This is a genomic window from Mucilaginibacter sp., assembly GCF_039935595.1.
In the GTDB taxonomy this organism is placed as follows: domain Bacteria; phylum Bacteroidota; class Bacteroidia; order Sphingobacteriales; family Sphingobacteriaceae; genus Mucilaginibacter.
The window spans coordinates 1-18,449 of the sequence record NZ_JBDTJZ010000102.1; the positions used below are offsets into that span (position 1 = coordinate 1).

The 18,449-nt window shown below is 41.1% G+C and carries 19 protein-coding genes; 12 read left to right on the forward strand and 7 right to left on the reverse strand.

Annotation, left to right across the window (positions count from 1 at the left end; genetic code table 11):
* From ABI367_RS06800 to ABI367_RS06815, 4 genes are all read left to right on the forward strand, one after another.
* A partial coding sequence (locus ABI367_RS06800; RefSeq protein WP_462227360.1) for a preprotein translocase subunit SecA occupies positions 1 to 1,987 on the forward strand: 1,987 nt, incomplete at its 5' end.
* 117 nt (positions 1,988 to 2,104) lie between these two features.
* Positions 2,105 to 2,545, forward strand: coding sequence for an SPOR domain-containing protein (locus ABI367_RS06805; protein WP_462227361.1), 441 nt, complete (start codon positions 2,105 to 2,107; stop codon positions 2,543 to 2,545).
* Positions 2,538 to 3,722: a M20 metallopeptidase family protein gene (locus ABI367_RS06810; RefSeq protein WP_462227362.1), complete on the forward strand. Its 1,185-nt coding sequence runs from the start codon at positions 2,538 to 2,540 to the stop codon at positions 3,720 to 3,722. The genes ABI367_RS06805 and ABI367_RS06810 overlap by 8 nt, the downstream gene beginning before the upstream one ends.
* 41 nt (positions 3,723 to 3,763) lie before the next feature.
* Positions 3,764 to 4,684 (forward strand): hypothetical protein, encoded by a 921-nt coding sequence (locus ABI367_RS06815; RefSeq protein ID WP_462227363.1) that lies wholly within the window; start codon positions 3,764 to 3,766, stop codon positions 4,682 to 4,684.
* Between the two features lie 4 nt (positions 4,685 to 4,688).
* Here the strand turns inward: ABI367_RS06815 and ABI367_RS06820 are convergent, their stop codons facing one another.
* From ABI367_RS06820 to asnS, 4 genes are all read right to left on the reverse strand, one after another.
* The gene (locus ABI367_RS06820; protein ID WP_462227364.1) at positions 4,689 to 5,057 is read right to left on the reverse strand and encodes a VOC family protein; all 369 of its coding nucleotides are present in this window, start codon (positions 5,055 to 5,057) and stop codon (positions 4,689 to 4,691) included.
* Between the two features lie 51 nt (positions 5,058 to 5,108).
* Complete coding sequence (locus tag ABI367_RS06825; protein ID WP_462227365.1) at positions 5,109 to 5,594, reverse strand: SRPBCC family protein; 486 nt, start codon at positions 5,592 to 5,594, stop codon at positions 5,109 to 5,111.
* A gap of 7 nt (positions 5,595 to 5,601) precedes the next feature.
* Positions 5,602 to 6,504, reverse strand: coding sequence for a sterol desaturase family protein (locus tag ABI367_RS06830; RefSeq protein ID WP_462227366.1), 903 nt, complete (start codon positions 6,502 to 6,504; stop codon positions 5,602 to 5,604).
* Between the two features lie 115 nt (positions 6,505 to 6,619).
* The gene (gene asnS, locus ABI367_RS06835) at positions 6,620 to 8,056 is read right to left on the reverse strand and encodes an asparagine--tRNA ligase (protein ID WP_462227367.1); all 1,437 of its coding nucleotides are present in this window, start codon (positions 8,054 to 8,056) and stop codon (positions 6,620 to 6,622) included.
* Positions 8,057 to 8,184: 128 nt separating this feature from the next.
* On the opposite strand from asnS, the gene ABI367_RS06840 reads away from it, so the two are divergent.
* From ABI367_RS06840 to ABI367_RS06860, 5 genes are all read left to right on the forward strand, one after another.
* Positions 8,185 to 8,490 (forward strand): type II toxin-antitoxin system HigB family toxin, encoded by a 306-nt coding sequence (locus tag ABI367_RS06840; RefSeq protein WP_462227368.1) that lies wholly within the window; start codon positions 8,185 to 8,187, stop codon positions 8,488 to 8,490.
* Between the two features lie 48 nt (positions 8,491 to 8,538).
* Complete coding sequence (locus tag ABI367_RS06845; protein WP_462227369.1) at positions 8,539 to 8,901, forward strand: helix-turn-helix domain-containing protein; 363 nt, start codon at positions 8,539 to 8,541, stop codon at positions 8,899 to 8,901.
* Positions 8,902 to 9,082: 181 nt separating this feature from the next.
* Entirely contained in the window at positions 9,083 to 11,002 is a 1,920-nt protein-coding gene (dnaG, locus tag ABI367_RS06850; RefSeq protein ID WP_462227370.1) for a DNA primase, read from the forward strand.
* Entirely contained in the window at positions 11,003 to 11,371 is a 369-nt protein-coding gene (locus ABI367_RS06855) for a YraN family protein (protein ID WP_462227371.1), read from the forward strand. It abuts the gene before it with no gap.
* Positions 11,372 to 11,378: 7 nt separating this feature from the next.
* Complete coding sequence (locus ABI367_RS06860; protein WP_462227372.1) at positions 11,379 to 12,458, forward strand: glutaminyl-peptide cyclotransferase; 1,080 nt, start codon at positions 11,379 to 11,381, stop codon at positions 12,456 to 12,458.
* A gap of 3 nt (positions 12,459 to 12,461) precedes the next feature.
* Here ABI367_RS06860 and tnpA read toward each other — a convergent pair whose 3' ends face one another.
* From tnpA to pgi, 3 genes are all read right to left on the reverse strand, one after another.
* Complete coding sequence (gene tnpA / locus ABI367_RS06865) at positions 12,462 to 12,899, reverse strand: IS200/IS605 family transposase (protein WP_462227373.1); 438 nt, start codon at positions 12,897 to 12,899, stop codon at positions 12,462 to 12,464.
* A 268-nt stretch (positions 12,900 to 13,167) separates the two neighbouring features.
* On the reverse strand, positions 13,168 to 13,536 hold the full coding sequence (locus tag ABI367_RS06870) for a hypothetical protein (RefSeq protein WP_462227374.1): 369 nt from the start codon (positions 13,534 to 13,536) through the stop codon (positions 13,168 to 13,170).
* 159 nt (positions 13,537 to 13,695) lie between these two features.
* Positions 13,696 to 15,342, reverse strand: a complete 1,647-nt coding sequence (gene pgi, locus ABI367_RS06875; RefSeq protein WP_462227375.1) for a glucose-6-phosphate isomerase — start codon at positions 15,340 to 15,342, stop codon at positions 13,696 to 13,698.
* A 251-nt stretch (positions 15,343 to 15,593) separates the two neighbouring features.
* Here pgi and ABI367_RS06880 point away from each other — a divergent pair, with 251 nt between their 5' ends.
* The 3 genes from ABI367_RS06880 to ABI367_RS06890 all read left to right on the forward strand — a co-directional run bounded on the left by ABI367_RS06880 (position 15,594) and on the right by ABI367_RS06890 (position 18,348).
* Positions 15,594 to 16,031 (forward strand): hypothetical protein, encoded by a 438-nt coding sequence (locus ABI367_RS06880; RefSeq protein WP_462227376.1) that lies wholly within the window; start codon positions 15,594 to 15,596, stop codon positions 16,029 to 16,031.
* A gap of 99 nt (positions 16,032 to 16,130) precedes the next feature.
* A protein-coding gene (gene prfB, locus ABI367_RS06885; RefSeq protein ID WP_462227377.1) for a peptide chain release factor 2 occupies positions 16,131 to 17,223 on the forward strand; the annotation gives its coding sequence in 2 pieces (ribosomal slippage) (positions 16,131 to 16,190 and positions 16,192 to 17,223; 1,092 coding nt in all).
* Between the two features lie 186 nt (positions 17,224 to 17,409).
* Positions 17,410 to 18,348 (forward strand): alpha/beta hydrolase, encoded by a 939-nt coding sequence (locus ABI367_RS06890; protein ID WP_462227378.1) that lies wholly within the window; start codon positions 17,410 to 17,412, stop codon positions 18,346 to 18,348.
* Positions 18,349 to 18,449 lie beyond the last annotated feature (101 nt).

Below are 18,449 nucleotides of genomic sequence, written 5' to 3' on the forward strand. Positions count from 1 at the left end.
CGAGGACCCACACTTTTTTGTGATGCCCGACGTAGGTACAGAAATAGCCGAAATAGAAAAATCAGATCTGCCTGCCGAAGAAAAAATTGCCCGCAAGGATGAGCTAATGCGCGATTTCTCGATCAAATCTGAACGGATACACTCGGTTAACCAGTTGCTTAAGGCTTATACCTTATTTGAAAAGGACACCGAATATATTTTAGATGAAGGCAAAGTAAAAATTGTTGATGAGCAAACCGGCCGTATTATGGATGGCCGCCGTTATTCTGACGGGTTGCACCAGGCAATTGAAGCTAAAGAAAATGTAAAAGTTGAGGATGCATCGCAAACCTTTGCTACCATTACGCTGCAAAACTACTTCCGTATGTACCACAAACTTTGCGGTATGACGGGTACTGCCGTTACCGAAGCGGGCGAGTTTTGGGAAATATATAAATTGGACGTGGTAGAAATACCAACCAACACACCAACCAGCCGTAAGGACATGCAGGACCTGGTATACCGCACCGTGCGCGAAAAATACAATGCTGTGGCCGAGGAGATAGCAAAACTTACAGAAGCGGGCCGCCCGGTATTGGTGGGTACCACTTCGGTTGAGATATCAGAACTATTGAGCCGCATGTTAAAATTACGCGGCATTAAACATAATGTACTGAATGCCAAAATGCACCAAAAAGAGGCCGAAATTGTTGCCGAAGCCGGTAATGCAAGTACGGTAACCATAGCTACCAATATGGCTGGCCGTGGTACGGATATTAAATTAGGCCCCGGTGTAAAAGATGCAGGCGGTTTAGCCATTGTAGGTACTGAGCGCCATGAATCGCGCCGTGTTGACCGCCAGTTGCGCGGTCGTGCGGGCAGGCAGGGCGACCCGGGTTCGTCACAGTTCTTTGTATCGTTAGAGGACAACCTGATGCGTTTATTTGGATCAGAGCGTATATCAAACCTGATGGTGAAGATGGGAATTGAGGAAGGCGAAGTTATACAACACTCCATGATATCAAACTCCATTGAGCGCGCGCAGAAAAAAGTAGAAGAAAACAACTTTGGTATACGCAAGCGCCTGTTAGAGTATGATGACGTGATGAACTCGCAGCGTACAGTTATTTACACCAAACGTAAAAACGCTTTATTTGGTAACAGGCTTGATGTGGATATTAACAACACTATTTTTGATGTGGTTGAAGATATAGCTACAGAATATAAGGATTTGAATAATCATGAAGGTTTCCGTCTGGAGATTATCCGCATATTCTCTGTTGATACAGATATAACTCACGATGAATTTGCAGCGCAGAATGTAAACAACCTTACCGACAAAGTATTTTTAGAGGTAACCGATTTTTACAAACGCAAATCAGAAGCTATCGCGCAGCAGGCATACCCTGTTTTAAAGGATGTTTATGATACCCGCGGCAACCTGGTTGAAAATATTGTTGTACCGTTTACAGATGGCATACATGGTATGCAAATAGTTGTTCCGCTTAAAAAAGCAATAGAGAACAACGGCCAGGAAGTAGTGAGATCGTTCGAAAAGAATGTTACACTGGCCCTTATTGATGACGCCTGGAAAGAACACCTGCGCGAAATGGACGAGCTAAAGCAATCGGTACAAAACGCTGTTTACGAACAAAAGGACCCTTTATTGGTTTATAAGTTTGAATCGTTTGAGTTGTTCCGCCAGTTGTTGGCCAGCGTAAATAAAGAATTAGTGAGCTTCCTGTTTAGGGGTGGTATTGCGTCACAGCAAGCGCCGGAGGAGGTGCAGGAAGCGCGCCCGCAGCCCAAAACTGATAATAAAAAAATACGCACCTCAAAACCCGAACTGGTAAGCGAGGGTGGCAATTATAGCGACATGCCCGAAGACTTGCGCCAAATTCAAAAAGCAAGTCCGGTTAGGGTTGAGCAAAAAATTGGGCGCAATGACCCTTGCCCATGTGGCAGTGGTAAAAAATATAAAAACTGCCATGGTGTAGGCCAGGCGTAATATATATTTTAATTGTTCATCTCGAGTGACAACGAGAAATCTATACATATGCCCGCAAATATTAGCGAGTGTATAGATCTCTCACTATCGTTCGAGATGACAAAATAATTAAGTAAAATGAAAAACACATCCGTTTATAAAGCACTTTTTTGCTGTATAGCCGGATGTGTTTTTTTTATGCCGATATTTGCCCAGGAGCGCGGCAAAGTTGAAGTAATAAAGGACCCACGCATTGATACGCTGATTGCCAAACGGTTTAGCTTTAAGGATAATGCCGCGGCATCTGCCCCTTTCTCGTCAAACGGGTATAGGGTGCAGCTATACAGCGGATCGGACCGTAAGGCTGCCTATAGTGCACAGGCAAAGTTTCAGGAAAAATACCCTGAAATACATACCTATATTACTTACATTCAACCTAATTTTAAAGTTCGTGCCGGCAATTTCAGGACACGGCTTGGGGCCGAAAAAATGACGCAGCAACTTAAAGGGCTATTTTTTGGCCTTTTTATAATACCCGAAAAAATAGATCCGACTAAAGCAGACCAATCCAATGATTAAACAGCAGATACAGGAATTAGCAAAAAATATTTTTAATGATGTAGTAGCCAATCGCCGCCATTTACATAGCCATCCTGAGCTTTCATTTCATGAAGTGGAAACCTCGGCTTTTGTAGCATCAAAGCTGGATGAACTGGGTATTGCCTATACCAAAATGGCCGATACCGGGCTGGTTGCTTTAATAAAAGGCGATAAGCCCTCAACCAATGTGGTTGCCCTACGCGCCGATATGGATGCTCTGCCTATTACCGAGGCTAACGAGGTCCCTTATAAATCACAAAATACAGGTGTTATGCACGCCTGCGGGCACGATGTGCATACCTCATCATTATTAGGCGTTGCTAAAATATTAACCGCCTTAAAAAGCGAGTTTGGCGGTACAATTAAATTAATATTTCAACCCGCCGAAGAGAAATTACCCGGCGGTGCCAGTATTATGATCAAGGAAGGCGTTTTAGAGAACCCCAAACCACAAGCCGTTATAGGCCAGCACGTAATGCCATTGATAGACGCCGGTAAAGTAGGTTTCCGTTCGGGCCAATATATGGCATCGACTGATGAATTGTACGTTACCGTTACGGGCAAAGGCGGCCATGCCGCACAGCCCCAGCAAAACATTGACCCGGTAATTATTACCGCGCATATATTAACTGCCTTGCAACAGGTGGTAAGTCGTTTTTCTGATCCTAAAAGCCCTTGTGTACTTTCGTTTGGTAAAGTAACCGCTAATGGCGCAACCAACGTTATTCCCAACGAGGTTAAGCTGGAAGGTACCTTCAGGGCGCTTGATGAAAAATGGCGCGCCGAGGCTCATCAAAAAATGGTAAAAATGGCTACAGGCATTGCCGAAAGTATGGGTGCTACCTGTGATTTTAATATAGTTAAAGGCTATCCCTTCCTGACCAACGAACCAAAACTAACCGCCTCAGCCCGCGGCTTTGCCGAAGATTATTTAGGTAAAGAAAACGTGCTTGACCTTGATATATGGATGGCCGGCGAAGATTTTGCCTATTATACCCAGGTAACTGATGCTTGTTTTTACCGTTTAGGTACACGTAACGAAAGCCGTGGCATTACTTCATCTGTACATACCCCAACTTTTGATATTGAAGAAACCGCTTTAGAAACAAGCGTGGGACTAATGGCATATATTGCGGTTAAACAGTTGGGTAATTAGTTCATAGTTGATGGTTCATAGATCATAGTAGCTGCCTGCTCATGTTAAAAAAGATATTCCTTTTTCTTTTTATACTTTTATCCGGCAGCTACACTTACGCCCAGCGTTTTAATCCCGATACAGTGCTCACTGTAGTTATTGATTCGGCGATAAACATCAAATCGCATAAGCTTACCGCGCAGGATTTTATTGATGCCGTAGTGGCCGATACCGGCTTTTATAAAGCCTTCCGTAATATGAAGCGCTATAACTTTATTGCCGATAACCATATTTACACCTACGATAAAAAAAATAAAGTTGATGGCGAATTGTACCGCCTTATCAAACATTCTGTAGTTAACGGTCACCCTAAAACGCAATATTTGGCCAAACAGGATAAGGGCAATATGTTTAAAAAGAATGGCAAGTACCAGCTATATACCGTAGAGATGTTTGATTATATTTTTACTAATGCCTATAATTCGGAGTTTAGCAGTTCGGATGGATTTTTAAAAATTAACGGCAAAAATCAATCCTATAAAGAAAAGCTTAAAACCCTCATTTTCTCGCCGGGACGAAAGGTAACAGGCATCCCATTTTTAAGCAGTAAAAGCGAAATTTTCGGCAGCGATATGCGCCAGTTTTATTACTATGAATTTGCACGCGGCAAGTATCTGGACTCTATCCCCGTATACCGCTTTAAAGTAATTAAAAAGCCAAGCATAGCCGACGGGGACGTTATGATACGCGAGCTGACCACCATATTTGATATGCGCACTTTTAAAATACTGGGGCGCTATGTGGATATGAGTTACAGCAACCTGTTTTTTGATTTTGATGTGAAGATGAATATTGAGCTGGTGCCCTTTAACAACGAGCTGTTACCCGCCAAAGTAAGCTACCAGGGCACTTGGAACATCCCATTTCATAAAGAAGAACGGGCAAGCTTTTTGATATTGCAGCGAGATTATAGCAGTAAATAATCACTTATTCGGTTAAAGACAATATATTTCCGTCGGGGTCTTTAAACCAGGCCACTTTTGAGTTATTAGGCGATATCCATATGCCTAATTCGTCCTGCTGCATAAAATCGTATTTTTCAAAGGTTATACCTTTATCGTTTAAGGCACGAATAACATCTTCAATGTTGGTCACGTTCCATCCCAATGTGGTAAAGTTGTGTGGGGTAAGCACCGGGACCATTATAACGCGCAATAATGTACCATTGGCATCAAACTCCAGAGCATACTTATCTTCGCCCAATAATTTAAAGCCTAATATATCTCTGTAAAATACTTTCGCTTCTGCGGGCTTTACGGTAGGCACAAAAGTTTTTATTATCGCATTTTGTAGCATAACCTTTGAAGTTGGAAATTACTCTATGCTAATTTACAAAAAGACATGGTATTAATTGGTGCTATTATTTTTTATCTCCTCCCACTTACCATCCTCTGCAACTTGCTTAATAACCGCGTTTCGTTGGGTTAATAAGCTGGTCATATAAGCTTTTAAGGTAATGAGGTTAAATAACTTCCCCAATATTCCAAAAGGCGATTCAAAAACAAACACATCGCGCATCACGGTTTTGCCCTCTACAGTAAAAAAGAAATGCTCATGCCTAAAACTTTTAAACGCGCCGCTAACCATCTCATCGGCAAAAAAATCAGGCGAATGCATCTCGGTAACTTTACTGGTGAGGATTTGCCATACAAAAAAATGCTTTGCGCGCCAGGTTACGGTTTCGTCCAAACCAATCAAACCGGTTGTAGTCCCGGCTATAGCTTGCTCGCCGGTGTGTTTGGTTGATATCAGGTGCAGGTCAATACTCCTCGCCAGGTCGAAGCACCGCTTAATGGGCGCATTGATCTCGGTAAGCAGCTCAATGGTGGGCATGGTATTCTTAAAATTCTATGTTATCAGGCAGCGCCTGCAATGGGGTCACGGCAGGTTTTGGCACCTCATTAGTTTGTTGGTCATTTTCCCTGTTTAAAACAATTTCACTATTTCCCTTTCGCTCCACAACTTTATCAAAATGATCTTCATAATGCGGATGATTGGTTTTCATGATCCTATCCCAAAAATTCAGGTACAAGCCATAATTGTACTTTACAAACTGGTGGTGCAAATTATGATGGGTAAATGTATTATGCCACTTGGTTAACTTATTTTGTGCAAACCCTTTTGGAAGAATTTCAAAACCTAAGTGACCAAGAACGTTTATTAATAACTGGTAAATTGTAAAAATAACTATTGCTGATACCTGTGCGGGTATAGTAAACGCAACCAACGGTACAATACCAACATTAATAAGCGCCTCGACCGGGTGAAAAGCATATGCAGAGAAAGGGGTAGGATTACGCGATAAATGGTGGGTTATATGTACTACTTTAAAAAGTGGTTTCCAGTGCAAAAGCCGGTGGGTCCAGTAAAAATAAGCATCGTGCACAATAACCATAAGCAATATGCTTATAAAATACCAGGCATAGCCATATTTATTAAAAGGCTTATAAACCAACGTGTACCCATGTTTGCTTGCGTGTAATAACAGGATGATAACCACACCAAAAACAATGATGGTAGAAATGGAATACAATATGTCCCTGATTATTTGCTTATTTTCGGAATAGCGCTGTTGGATTTTTAAGTGCCAGTATTTTTTTTTGTTCCAGTTATAAAAAAACAAGTAAAACGGCACGGCAATCAATAGGTACTGAACTGCGGTAAATATGATTACCTCAGCATTCTTACTAAGCAATACAATGAACTCTGATGCAGAATTTACTATTGAAGATATCAGTTGCATATTGTACCGCAAAGTTAGTTAAAAGTATTGGCAACAAATTTTATGCCGTCCGATATGAGCGAAGCGATGGCAATCTAAATCAGCGAAATCAAAAAAATCACCTGAAATCTGCAATCTAAAACTCCGCGTTCTTAGGGAACCTTGGGAATGGTATCACATCCCTGATATTACCCATACCGGTAACAAACAGCACCAAACGTTCAAAACCCAAACCAAAGCCGGCGTGCGGGCAGGTGCCAAAGCGGCGGGTATCTAAATACCACCAAAGCTCATCTTTTGGTATGCCCAGTTCGTCCATACGTTGTTCCAGTTTATCCAGGCGTTCCTCACGCTGCGATCCGCCTACTATCTCGCCAATACCCGGAAATAGGATATCCATAGCGGCAACGGTTTTACCGTCATCATTTTGGCGCATGTAAAAGGATTTGATCTCCATAGGATAATCCGTAAGGATAACCGGCTTTTTAAAATGCTTTTCTACCAAATAACGCTCATGTTCTGATTGCAGGTCGGTACCCCAGCCTTCAACCGGGTATTGAAACTTCTTCTTTTTATTTGGTGTCGATTCTTTTAAAATTTCTATCGCCTCAGTATAGGTTAACCGCTCAAAATCATTAGCCAAACAAAACTGCAACTTTTCTATCAGCGTCATTTCTGACCGTTCCTGCTGTGGTTTTTGTTTCTCTTCCTCGGCCAGGCGCTGACTTAAAAACTCCAAATCCTCGGCGTTTTTATCCAACGCATAAGCAATTACATATTTCAGTAAAGCTTCGGCGGTATCCATGTTATCGGTAATATCCGCAAAGGCCATTTCGGGCTCTATCATCCAAAACTCGGCCAGGTGACGGGTAGTGTTTGAGTTTTCGGCACGGAAAGTTGGGCCAAAAGTATATATATCGCTTAAAGCCATAGCCCCCAGCTCGCCTTCCAGTTGTCCGGAAACGGTTAGATTAGTGGCACGACCAAAAAAGTCTTGTTTAAAATCAACTTCGCCATTTTCTGTTTTTGGCGGATTTTCCAGGTCAAAATTAGTAACGTGGAAAGTCTCACCCGCGCCTTCAGCATCACTGGCGGTAATAATTGGCGTATGCAGGTAAACAAAACCTTTATCCTGAAAAAACTGGTGTATAGCGAATGACAAGGTATTACGCACCCTGAATATAGCGCCAAAGGTATTGGTACGGAAACGCAGGTGTGCTATCTCGCGCAAAAACTCCAGGCTATGTTTTTTAGGCTGTAAAGGATATTTTTCGGGATCGCTATCACCTAAAATTTCAATTTCTTTGGCTTTAACCTCTACGGTTTGGCCCTTGCCTAACGAGGCAACCAGCAACCCTTTAACACTTAAAGCAGCACCGGTGGTAATACGTTTTAACAGGGCGGCATCAGTGTTCTCAAAATCAACCACCACCTGTATATTGCTATTGGTCGAGCCATCATTCAAAGCGATGAACTGGTTATTACGGAAGGTACGCACCCACCCTTTTACGGTTACCTCAATATCGGTTTGTTTACTTTCTAATAACGCTTTGATCTTTATTCGCTGGCCCATTGTTGTATTATTCTTTTAAGAGGGGCTAAATTACGATTATTTGGGTTTCTGTGAGTTAGAAATTATAGAATTAAGAATTTATTGAATAAAAATAGTTTCCTCGTAGTAAACTTATTATATTTGTGTGAATGAACATTATCACAAGAAGAACGATACTTTATTATATAAATGAATATCCGCTTGCTGCTAATTCATTAAAAAACTGGTATGATGAGTTTTTAAAAACTGAGTATAAAAGTTTCAACGAATTAAAAAAGGTTTACGGTAACGCGAGTATCATTGCTAATAATAGGATTATATTCAACATAAAAGGTAATTCATTCAGATTAATTGTTTCAATAAATTTTACAAAGCAAGCTGCTTATTTAATATGGTTTGGTACTCATACTGAATACGATAAAATTGATGCTACGAGCATTCCTTATAAGCTATAACTGGGTAAATTAAAAAGCGGCGCAGCTTTTAAAACTCTGCAAAAGATTATGAACACCTGGAAAATATTAAAAACTGAAACTGAATATAATATCGCACTTGAAAGGACGATTGAAATATTTCATGCTAATGAAGGAACACCGGAAAGTGATGAATTAGATGTTTTACTATTACTTGTAAAAGACTATGAGGATCGTCATTATCAAATACCGGCCCCGGATCCTATAGAAGTAATTAAACTGAAACTGGAAGAAAAGGGATTAAAGCAAAAAGACCTGGAACATATTATTGGCTCTAAAAGTTACGTTTCTCAAATCCTATCCGGCAAAAAAGAGTTGACATTAAAAATGGTCAAAGGCTTGCATCAATATTTAGGTATATCAGCGGATATACTTTTGGCTGATAGCAAATAAGCAAGAATTTATTTTAATGATTAATTTAGATAAAATACAAACCGTGGTTAAATCAGGCAATGAAAGGCTGACTTATCACAACAATTCGCTGAATTTTTCATTAATTGATTTTTGGAGATGGAGTTGTTCAAATTTAAAATAAACATACATTAAATCCTCAATTTAGCTTGTAGCCTACCGCATGATATTAAAATCAACTATCGACCGTATTATGGAAGCCACAGATATTGTGGAGGTGATTGGCGAGTTTGTGCAATTAAAAAAACGCGGGGCCAATTTTGTGGGCCTCTCCCCTTTTGCCAACGAGCGTACGCCGTCGTTCACGGTATCACCGGCTAAGGGGATATTTAAAGACTTTTCATCCGGCAAGGGCGGCAGCGCGGTTACCTTTTTAATGGAGTTGGAAAAGTTTACTTACCCCGAAGCCCTAAAATGGCTGGCCAAAAAGTACGGTATAGAAGTTGAAGAAACGGTTGAGGCCGCTGAAAATAAAGAGGAAGAACATCGCCGCGAAAGCCTGATGATCGTTACCGGCTACGCAGCCAAGTTTTTTCACGGAAGCTTGTTAAATACCGACGAAGGCACGGCCATTGGCCTAAGCTATTTTAAAGAACGTGGCTTTACCAACGAAACCATTACCAAGTTTGAGCTGGGTTACTCGCCCGACCAATGGGAAGCCTTTACGGGCAGCGCTATAAAAGAAGGCTATCAGGAAGAGTTTTTAGTGGAAAGCGGTTTATCTGTAAAGCGGGATAACGGCAACTTGTACGACCGTTACCGTGGCCGGGTGATGTTCCCGATACATAGTTTTACCGGGCGCATCATTGCCTTTGGTGGACGCACGCTTAAAAGCGATAAGAATGTACCCAAATACGTAAACTCGCCCGAGTCGGAGATATACCATAAGTCTAATGTGCTTTATGGTTTATACTTCGCCAAAAAGGCTATTCGCGAAGAGGATAACTGTTATCTGGTTGAGGGTTATGCCGACGTACTGTCGGTACACCAGGCGGGGATTGAGAATGTAGTAGCCTCATCAGGTACTTCATTAACGGTTGAGCAGATACGGCTGATAAGCCGCTTCACCAAAAACATCACCATTTTATATGATGGCGACGCGGCAGGTATAAAAGCATCGCTGCGCGGACTGGATATGATATTGGAGGAAGGGCTTAACGTAAAGGTAGTGCTGTTCCCAGATGGACATGACCCGGATTCGTACGTGCGTAATGTAGGCACGGCCGCCTTTAAAAAACATATTGAGGATAATAAGAAGGATTTCATCCTTTACAAAACTGATATACTGCTTAAAGAGGCAGGGACCGACCCGATAAAAAGGTCGGAGGTGATACGGGAGATCGTGGAGAGCATCGCTAAAATACCCGACTCTATCAAAGCATCGGTATTTATAAAAGAGTGCAGTCATATATTACAGATAGATGAGCGGTCGCTGATATCCGAACTCAATAAAATGCGGCTGGCTAAAGCCCGAAAAGATAGTCAGCAGCAAACTAATCGCACACCCGAACCTGCCGAGGAAACTACTTTTGATGAGCCGCAGGAAAAACGTGAGGAGACTAATTCCCAAGAAAAAGAAATAGTGCGGCTACTATTGCTCTACGGCAATAAAATGATTGATTGGGATGGCATAGCCAATACGTATATTGGTCCGTTTATGATAGCCGAGTTGAGTGATGTTGACTTTGATCACCCGGCCAGTAAATCGTTTATTGAGATTTATGGCAAAGAAGTGGAAAATGGCGTGTTGCCCGAAGAGCAGCATTTTATCCATTATCCGGATAAGGACATTGTTGACCTGGTGGTTACCCTTATCGCCACTAAATATACATTGAGCGAAAACTGGTACGAGATGCATAAAATTTTGGTGCCCGATGAGCAGGCTAATATGAAAGCTACTATTTTAGGCGCTATATTTCACCTTAAAAAACAAAAGGTGGGTAAGATACTGGAGAACCTGCGTAACGAGCTGCAAAAAACAGATGTGGTGGCCGATCAGGAAATACTGCTTAGCCAGTATATGCGCATGAAAAAGGTGGAGAAAACTATTTCGGATTATTTAGGATCAGTTATTTTAAAGTAAATGGCAACCCATAATGACCTGGGCCGCACGGGCGAAAGTTTAGCCAAAACATTGCTGGAAAATGCAGGTTATGAAATACTGGATGAGAACTGGACCTATGGCAAAGCCGAAATTGACCTGATTGCTTATAAAGATCGTGTTATTATATTTGCCGAAGTAAAAACACGTACCGGCAACAGCTTTGGCGAACCGGAGGATTTTGTAGACGCCCGTAAGCAACGATTAATTGTTGAGGCGGCGGATGAATACATTTACCTGATGGAACATGAAGGCGAGGTACGGTTTGATATAATATCCGTTTTATTTGACAAGCAAACAAATTATACAATAAAACATATTGAAGATGCGTTTTGGCCATCGACAACCTAATAATTACATGAAGAATAAACTACACCTATTTTTAGCAGCCGCGATATTGATCATCAGCGCATGTGGTAATAAAGAGCAAAGCACCGACAAAAATTTATCCATCAGTCCTGAATCGGGCACCTCATACAAAGCGGGTGCTGATGTAACTGTAAAATTGACCTATCCCGCAGATACTAAACCTGATTCGGTTGTGTACCTGTTAGATTCTGTTAAAGTTGCCTCAAAAACTGATTCATCTGCCATTAAGATCAAAACAGATAACCTGCCGTTGGGCATAAAAGTGGTAACCGCCAAATTTTACCAGGCAGGTAAAAGCCAGGATATATCCACCAATTTTGTATTGATGGCAGGCAAAGCGCCCGAGCAATATACCTATGTAGTTGAAAAAGTATACCCGCATGATACCAGTGCCTATACCGAAGGTTTGCTTTACCAGGATGGTTATTTATATGAAAGCACAGGTAATAGTTCCGGTCATAAAGGCGAATCAGACTTACGTAAGGTTGATCTTAATACCGGAAAAGTGGTGCAAAGGGTCAAGCTTCCTGATCCGAACTATTTTGGCGAAGGCAGCGCTATAGTCGGCGATAAAATTGTAATGTTTACTTATACAGAAAAAATAGGCTTTGTGTTTGATAAAAAAACCTTTAAACTGTTAAAAACATTTAATAATAATGTTGGTGTTGAAGGCTGGGGAGTTACCAATGATGGCAATAAGCTTTATCTGGATGACAGCACCAACCGTATATGGTTTTTAAATAAAGATAATTATAACTCAACCGGCTTTATTGATGTATATGACGACAAGGGCCCTGTTGATGCAGTTAACGAGTTGGAATATATTGACGGTAAACTATACTCAAACAGATACACTTATGATACCATCCTAATAATTGACCCTAAAACCGGTGCTGTATTACAAACGGTGAACATGAGTAACCTTTGGCCAAAAGCCGACAGACCCACAGGTTTTGATTATGAACAAAATGTGCTAAACGGCATTGCCTGGGATGCCAAAGGCAAGCGCCTTTTTGTAACAGGCAAAAAATGGCCGCATTTGTATCAGGTAAAGTTTGTGAAGAAATAATAATTATTTATCGTCAATAACAGGCCACCCGTACTTCACTATAAATTCATCTGCTTCTTCAGCAAATGTCTTTTTGATATGGTGCTTTTCTTGGTTTTTAATGTAGTTTATCACAGTTTGTAATTGCGATTCGCTTATTGAAACAGCAAAGTAATCATCCTGCCAACTAAATTTTTCTTCAACCAAATTATTCTTATTTATCCAAAAGGATGACTCGCCTTTTATAAGTTGACTAACTTTGGCGATACTTTGATCTTTACCTAACGATATAAGGCAGTGAATATGGTCGTCATGGCCATTAATTGTCTGTAAAAATATTCCTTTTTCCAGGCAGTTTTCGCTGATATGTTTATAAACATCATATCTAATTTCCTTTTTCAATAAAGGCTCGCGATTTTTTGTAGCAAAAACCAAATGAACCCAGATCTTAACAAATGACATTATGATAGTTTGGCTAAAGCCAATATACTAAAATTATCTTATCCGTCCCTTAAAAGGGACGGCAATGAATTTGATTTGCAAGCCTTCTTTCGACTAAAGCCAATTTTCTTCCTCATTATCCATACCTTGAAAGGGACGACAATGAATCTCATTTTTTGATATAAAATTCATTGCCGTTGGCTTCAGCCAACGGATTAATAAGCATTGCAAATTGGCTTTAGCCAAATTCCGACAAAAAAAACTGCTCGATAACCCCCTTCTGTAATTATTAAATGCGCGGCCTACGGTCAGGTGATGCTATTTCCCACTTGTCCAGCTTATCATTAATAAAATATAGCCAATAGCGTTCTAACGGTACCCATACTTGGGGGGCATTGGCAATACCTGCATTAGCATCGCCCCATTTGGTATATTGGACCACTTCTACCACGGTGTTGGTTTCAGGATATTTTTTGGCCGCTATTATATTATCTGGTTTTTTGTTTAAAGCTGTCTGTACGTCGGCTTTGGTCATGCCAATTTTTAAGGCGCTTAAATTTACTGCCTTTCCACTATCTACAGCATCGCGAATTGCAGTACAAGAAGTAAACATAACAGCCAACAGCGCTATCATGATTGTTTTAATAGGTTTAGTCATTGTGTATAGGTGTTAAATTATATATAGGTATAGATAGGGCTGCAACGTTAAAGTTTAAGGCAAAAAGAAAAAATTATTGGGGCAACAAAAAAGCCGCTTAATAATAAAGCGGCTTTCAAACTATCGTTCCCCCTTTAGGGGGTTAGGGGGTTAAAGGGGCTACCTCCACGCCTTATATTGATTGATCAATCCATTGGTTGACGAATCATGCGACGCTACCTCATCATTGTTTCTTAACTCGGGTAATATTTTACCGGCCAGTTGTTTGCCCAGCTCAACTCCCCATTGGTCAAAACTGTATATGTTCCATATAATGCCCTGTACAAATATTTTATGCTCATACATGGCTATTAACGAGCCCAGGCTGCGCGGGGTTATTTTTTTAAGCAGGATCGAGTTTGTTGGGCGGTTGCCCTCAAATACTTTAAACGGTGCCAGCTTTTCAATTTCTTCGGCTGGTTTTCCTGATGCTTTTAATTCGGCCTCCACTTCCTCGCGGCTTTTGCCGTTCATTAATGCTTCGGTTTGGGCAAAGAAGTTGGATAACAACATAGTATGATGCTCGCCCAACGGATTATGGCTTTGTGCGGGCGCTATAAAATCGCAGGGGATTAGTTTAGTACCCTGGTGTATTAACTGGTAAAAAGCATGCTGCCCGTTAGTACCCGGCTCGCCCCAGATGATAGGACCTGTTGAATACTCCACCCGTTTACCGTTACGGTCAACATATTTACCGTTACTTTCCATATCGCCCTGCTGAAAGTAAGCCGCAAAACGGTGCATGTACTGGTCGTAAGGTAAAATGGCATTGGTTTCGGCATCAAAAAAGTTATTGTACCAAATACCTATCAAGGCCAATATAGTTGGCAGGTTTTGGTCGGGCTCTACAGTTTTGAAGTGGTTATCCATGGCGTGTGCGCCTTGCAATAACTCTACAAAGTTATCGTAACCAACGCTTAAGCTAATTGATAAACCTATGGCGCTCCATAACGAGTAGCGGCCACCTACCCAATCCCAAAACTCAAACATGTTTTTGGTGTCAATACCAAATTTTGAAACACCTTCGGCATTGGTTGATAGCGCGGCAAAGTGTTTAGCCACATCATTATCATTACCACCGCTGCTGATAAACCAGTCGCGCGCGCTATGGGCATTGGCCATGGTTTCCTGCGTGGTAAAAGTTTTTGAGGCTATTAAAAACAAGGTGGTCTCTGCATCCAGATCTTTTAACGTTTCGGCTATATGCGTACCATCAACGTTTGATACAAAGTGCATGTTCAAATGATTTTTATAGGCCTTTAAAGCTTCGGTAACCATAACCGGCCCCAGGTCCGATCCGCCTATGCCAATATTCACCACATCGGTAATAGCCTTGCCTGTATAACCTTTCCACGAGCCCGAAATAATGGCCTCGCTAAACTCCTGCATATGTTGCAATACCCTGTTCACATCCGGCATCACATCTTTTCCATCTACATATATTGGGGTATTGCTTTGGTTACGTAAAGCAGTGTGTAATACGGGGCGACCCTCGGTAGCATTAATTACTTCGCCACTAAACATGGCTTTAATTGCATCATTTAGTCTACACTCTTTAGCCAACTGTAGCAATAAGGCTATAGTTTGGTCATCAACGCGGTTTTTAGAGTAATCAAGCAGTATATCCTCAAACCGGACCGAAAATTTTTCAAAACGCTCATTGTCAGCATCGAATAAACTTTTAAGACTTTTTGCAACTAAGTCAATATAATGGTCGGTTAAATATTTGTAGGATTGGGTAGTAGTGAAATCAATGTTTGGCAGCATAATTGATAATTTTTTTAACAAAAATAGAATTTAATATTTAGCACAGTATTAATTTTTACAACAGGTTCAATACCATTACAATAACGTTAAATGACAAAATGATATTCTATTTTTCATCAAATTGTCAGTTTTTTAACAATATTTAATAAATATTTGCAGAATTTAAATTTTTATTAAATATATTTGTACTGTTGATAAGGAAATGGTTCATTTATCATCATTTTAATAATATAACTTTTAACACTTGTATTATGTTTGAAAAACTTTTTATGCTTGTCAAAAATAACGCCGGGATGGCTGTTATAGACAACCCTGTAATTCCAGTTAAATACCATGAAGCCGTGATCAATGAGGCGTCGAGCTCGATCATTGAGGTTTTAAAATGGCAATTGGAAATAGGCAAGTTAAAAGACATGGTAAAGTATTTTCAGTTTCCTGATCTGTATAATAACAACCCGCTTATTAATGGCACCGTTACTAAATTTGCCAATAAGCTAAATAACTATTACGGCATTGAACCCGTTGCGGCTACAGATGTTGCCAAGAAATTAATGGTACCTACCATGCAGGCATTAATGCAACAATCAACCGAAAAAAATAATGATTTTGCGTTAAGTAAATTACTGGGTAGTTTAAATGGCAACAAAACCGGCATGGATATGCTGCTAAGTCAGTTAGCTATAGCTTAAAATAATATTTTTACCGGTACTATCGGAGATTGGGTCTGTAGGTTTTACTTGCAGACCCTTTTTTATTTAAGCTGTTATACAATTTTTTATATTTGCCAAATGACTAAAGAACAGATTCAGGATTTAAGGGATAGAGTAACTTCCCTGAGGAGGCATCTTTGACATTGATAAAAAGCTTGATGCACTGCAACAGGAAAATGAAATAACTATAGGTCCTCATTTTTGGGACCATCCTAAAGAGGCCGAAAAGGTACTGGCCTCCATCAAAACAAAAAAGATCTGGACGGACGCCTATCAAAAAGTAGTATCAACTGTTGATGATGCGGGTGTGTTGTATGAATTTTTTCAAAGCGGCGATGCTACCGAAGCCGAATTGCAGGAACAGTACAAAGCAGCTATTAAGGCCGTAGAAGAGCTTGAATTTAAAAACATGCTATCGGCAGGCGAAGACCAGCTTAATGCCGTGCTACAAATAACAGCAGGTGCAGGTGGTACTGAAAGCTGCGACTGGGCCGGTATGCTGATGCGCATGTATATTATGTGGGGCGAAAAGAACGGCTACAAAATATCCGAGCAGGATTTTCAGGAAGGTGATGTAGCCGGAGTAAAAACAGTAACCCTGCAACTGGAAGGCGATTTTGCTTACGGCTATTTAAAAGGCGAAAATGGCGTGCACCGTTTGGTACGCATATCGCCGTTTGACTCGAACGCCAAGCGCCATACCTCATTTGCTTCGGTATATGTTTACCCATTGGTGGATGATACGATTGAAATTGAGATAAACCCCGCTGATATTGAGTTTGAAACTTTCCGCGCGGGCGGTGCCGGCGGGCAAAACGTAAACAAGGTAGAAACCGCTGTACGTTTGTATCACAAGCCATCGGGTATTATTATTAAAAACCAGGAGTCGCGCTCACAATTGCAAAATAAAGACAATGCCATACGCTTGTTGAAATCGCAATTGTATGAAATAGAGATGCGCAAGCGTCAGGAAGCCTCCAACAAAATTGAGGGCAACAAGAAAAAAATAGAATGGGGATCGCAGATACGCAATTATGTATTGCACCCTTATAAATTGGTGAAAGACTTACGTACCGACCACGAAACGTCAAATGCCCAGGGCGTTTTAGATGGCGATTTGGATGAGTTTTTAAAAGCTTATTTAATGGAGTTTGGCGGGCCAAAAAGCTAACTCTTTCAAGACTTACGAAGTTTTTAAACGGCGAAGCCCTCAACGAGGCTGATAAAAAACAAATTAACACCGAGTTAAACTTCGTAAGTCTTTACGCTTCCCATAATTGTTTTTGCTGACATTTCCTTTTTCATTAAAGATTTTTTATCCATAATTGTACAACCAATTATAAATCTATAAAACCAAATGAAAAAGCTCAGTTTATACCTGTTGGCGTTCCTGCTGTTATCAACCTTAGTAACCTATGCGCAGGAAGCCGCACCAATACCTTTGTATACCGGTGCTGTGCCTAATTCAAAACCCGCCCCTGAAAATTATATTGAACCGGCTTCTAAAGCATACAGTACTAATAAGGTAACCGTACCTACTATAACCCCCTTTTTGCCTGAAAAAGAAAAAGCAAACGGCACCTCGGTTATTATTTGTCCGGGTGGTGGTTACAGCGGTCTGGCCATCAAATCAGAGGGATATGATGTGGCCCGCGAGTTTGTTAAAATTGGTGTTACCGCTTTTGTTTTAAAATACCGTTTACCCAGTGATTTAATTATGGTTGATAAAACCATAGGGCCTTTACAGGATGCCGAGCAAGCCATGCTGATAGTACGCAGCCGTGCTGCCGAGTGGGGACTTAACCCGGCTAAAATAGGCATCATGGGCTTTTCGGCAGGCGGGCACCTGGCTTCAACTTTAGCAACGCATTTTGATAAATGGGTTATTGACAATAAAGCTAACATCAGTCTTCGTCCCGATTTTGCCATATTGATGTACCCGGTAATCACCTTTGGCGAAAAGACGCACAGAGGTTCAAAAAATAACCTGATAGGGGCAAATGCCCCGCAGGAATGGGTTGACCTGTACAGTAACGAAAAACAAGTTACCGCCAATACACCCATTACCTTTTTGGTACAGGCGGCAGACGATAATGTTGTTCCGGTAGAAAACAGCCTGATGTTTTACGATGCTTTACTAAAAGCTAAAGTAAAAGGCGAGATGCACATTTTTGCCGAAGGCGGGCATGGGTTTGGCTTAAATAACCGCAAAAGCAAAGCACACTGGTTTGACTGGTGTACCACCTGGCTGGATACCAACGGGCTGTTGAGTAATACAACAACGCCGGCTAAATGATACCGCCTTGTCATTTCGAGCGATAGCGAGAAATCCATACATGGGTAGGTCACAACCGATTAGCGTGTGTATAGATCTCTCACTACGTTCGAGATGACATA

Coding starts and splice junctions, on each gene's coding strand:
- ABI367_RS06805 (WP_462227361.1), top strand. CDS start 2,105: ATGAAAAACACATCCGTTTATAAAGCACTTTTTTGCTGTATAGCCGGA.
- ABI367_RS06810 (WP_462227362.1), top strand. CDS start 2,538: ATGATTAAACAGCAGATACAGGAATTAGCAAAAAATATTTTTAATGAT.
- ABI367_RS06815 (WP_462227363.1), top strand. CDS start 3,764: ATGTTAAAAAAGATATTCCTTTTTCTTTTTATACTTTTATCCGGCAGC.
- ABI367_RS06820 (WP_462227364.1), bottom strand. CDS start 5,057: ATGCTACAAAATGCGATAATAAAAACTTTTGTGCCTACCGTAAAGCCC.
- ABI367_RS06825 (WP_462227365.1), bottom strand. CDS start 5,594: ATGCCCACCATTGAGCTGCTTACCGAGATCAATGCGCCCATTAAGCGG.
- ABI367_RS06830 (WP_462227366.1), bottom strand. CDS start 6,504: ATGCAACTGATATCTTCAATAGTAAATTCTGCATCAGAGTTCATTGTA.
- asnS (WP_462227367.1), bottom strand. CDS start 8,056: ATGGGCCAGCGAATAAAGATCAAAGCGTTATTAGAAAGTAAACAAACC.
- ABI367_RS06840 (WP_462227368.1), top strand. CDS start 8,185: ATGAACATTATCACAAGAAGAACGATACTTTATTATATAAATGAATAT.
- ABI367_RS06845 (WP_462227369.1), top strand. CDS start 8,539: ATGAACACCTGGAAAATATTAAAAACTGAAACTGAATATAATATCGCA.
- dnaG (WP_462227370.1), top strand. CDS start 9,083: ATGATATTAAAATCAACTATCGACCGTATTATGGAAGCCACAGATATT.
- ABI367_RS06855 (WP_462227371.1), top strand. CDS start 11,003: ATGGCAACCCATAATGACCTGGGCCGCACGGGCGAAAGTTTAGCCAAA.
- ABI367_RS06860 (WP_462227372.1), top strand. CDS start 11,379: ATGAAGAATAAACTACACCTATTTTTAGCAGCCGCGATATTGATCATC.
- tnpA (WP_462227373.1), bottom strand. CDS start 12,899: ATGTCATTTGTTAAGATCTGGGTTCATTTGGTTTTTGCTACAAAAAAT.
- ABI367_RS06870 (WP_462227374.1), bottom strand. CDS start 13,536: ATGACTAAACCTATTAAAACAATCATGATAGCGCTGTTGGCTGTTATG.
- pgi (WP_462227375.1), bottom strand. CDS start 15,342: ATGCTGCCAAACATTGATTTCACTACTACCCAATCCTACAAATATTTA.
- ABI367_RS06880 (WP_462227376.1), top strand. CDS start 15,594: ATGTTTGAAAAACTTTTTATGCTTGTCAAAAATAACGCCGGGATGGCT.
- ABI367_RS06890 (WP_462227378.1), top strand. CDS start 17,410: ATGAAAAAGCTCAGTTTATACCTGTTGGCGTTCCTGCTGTTATCAACC.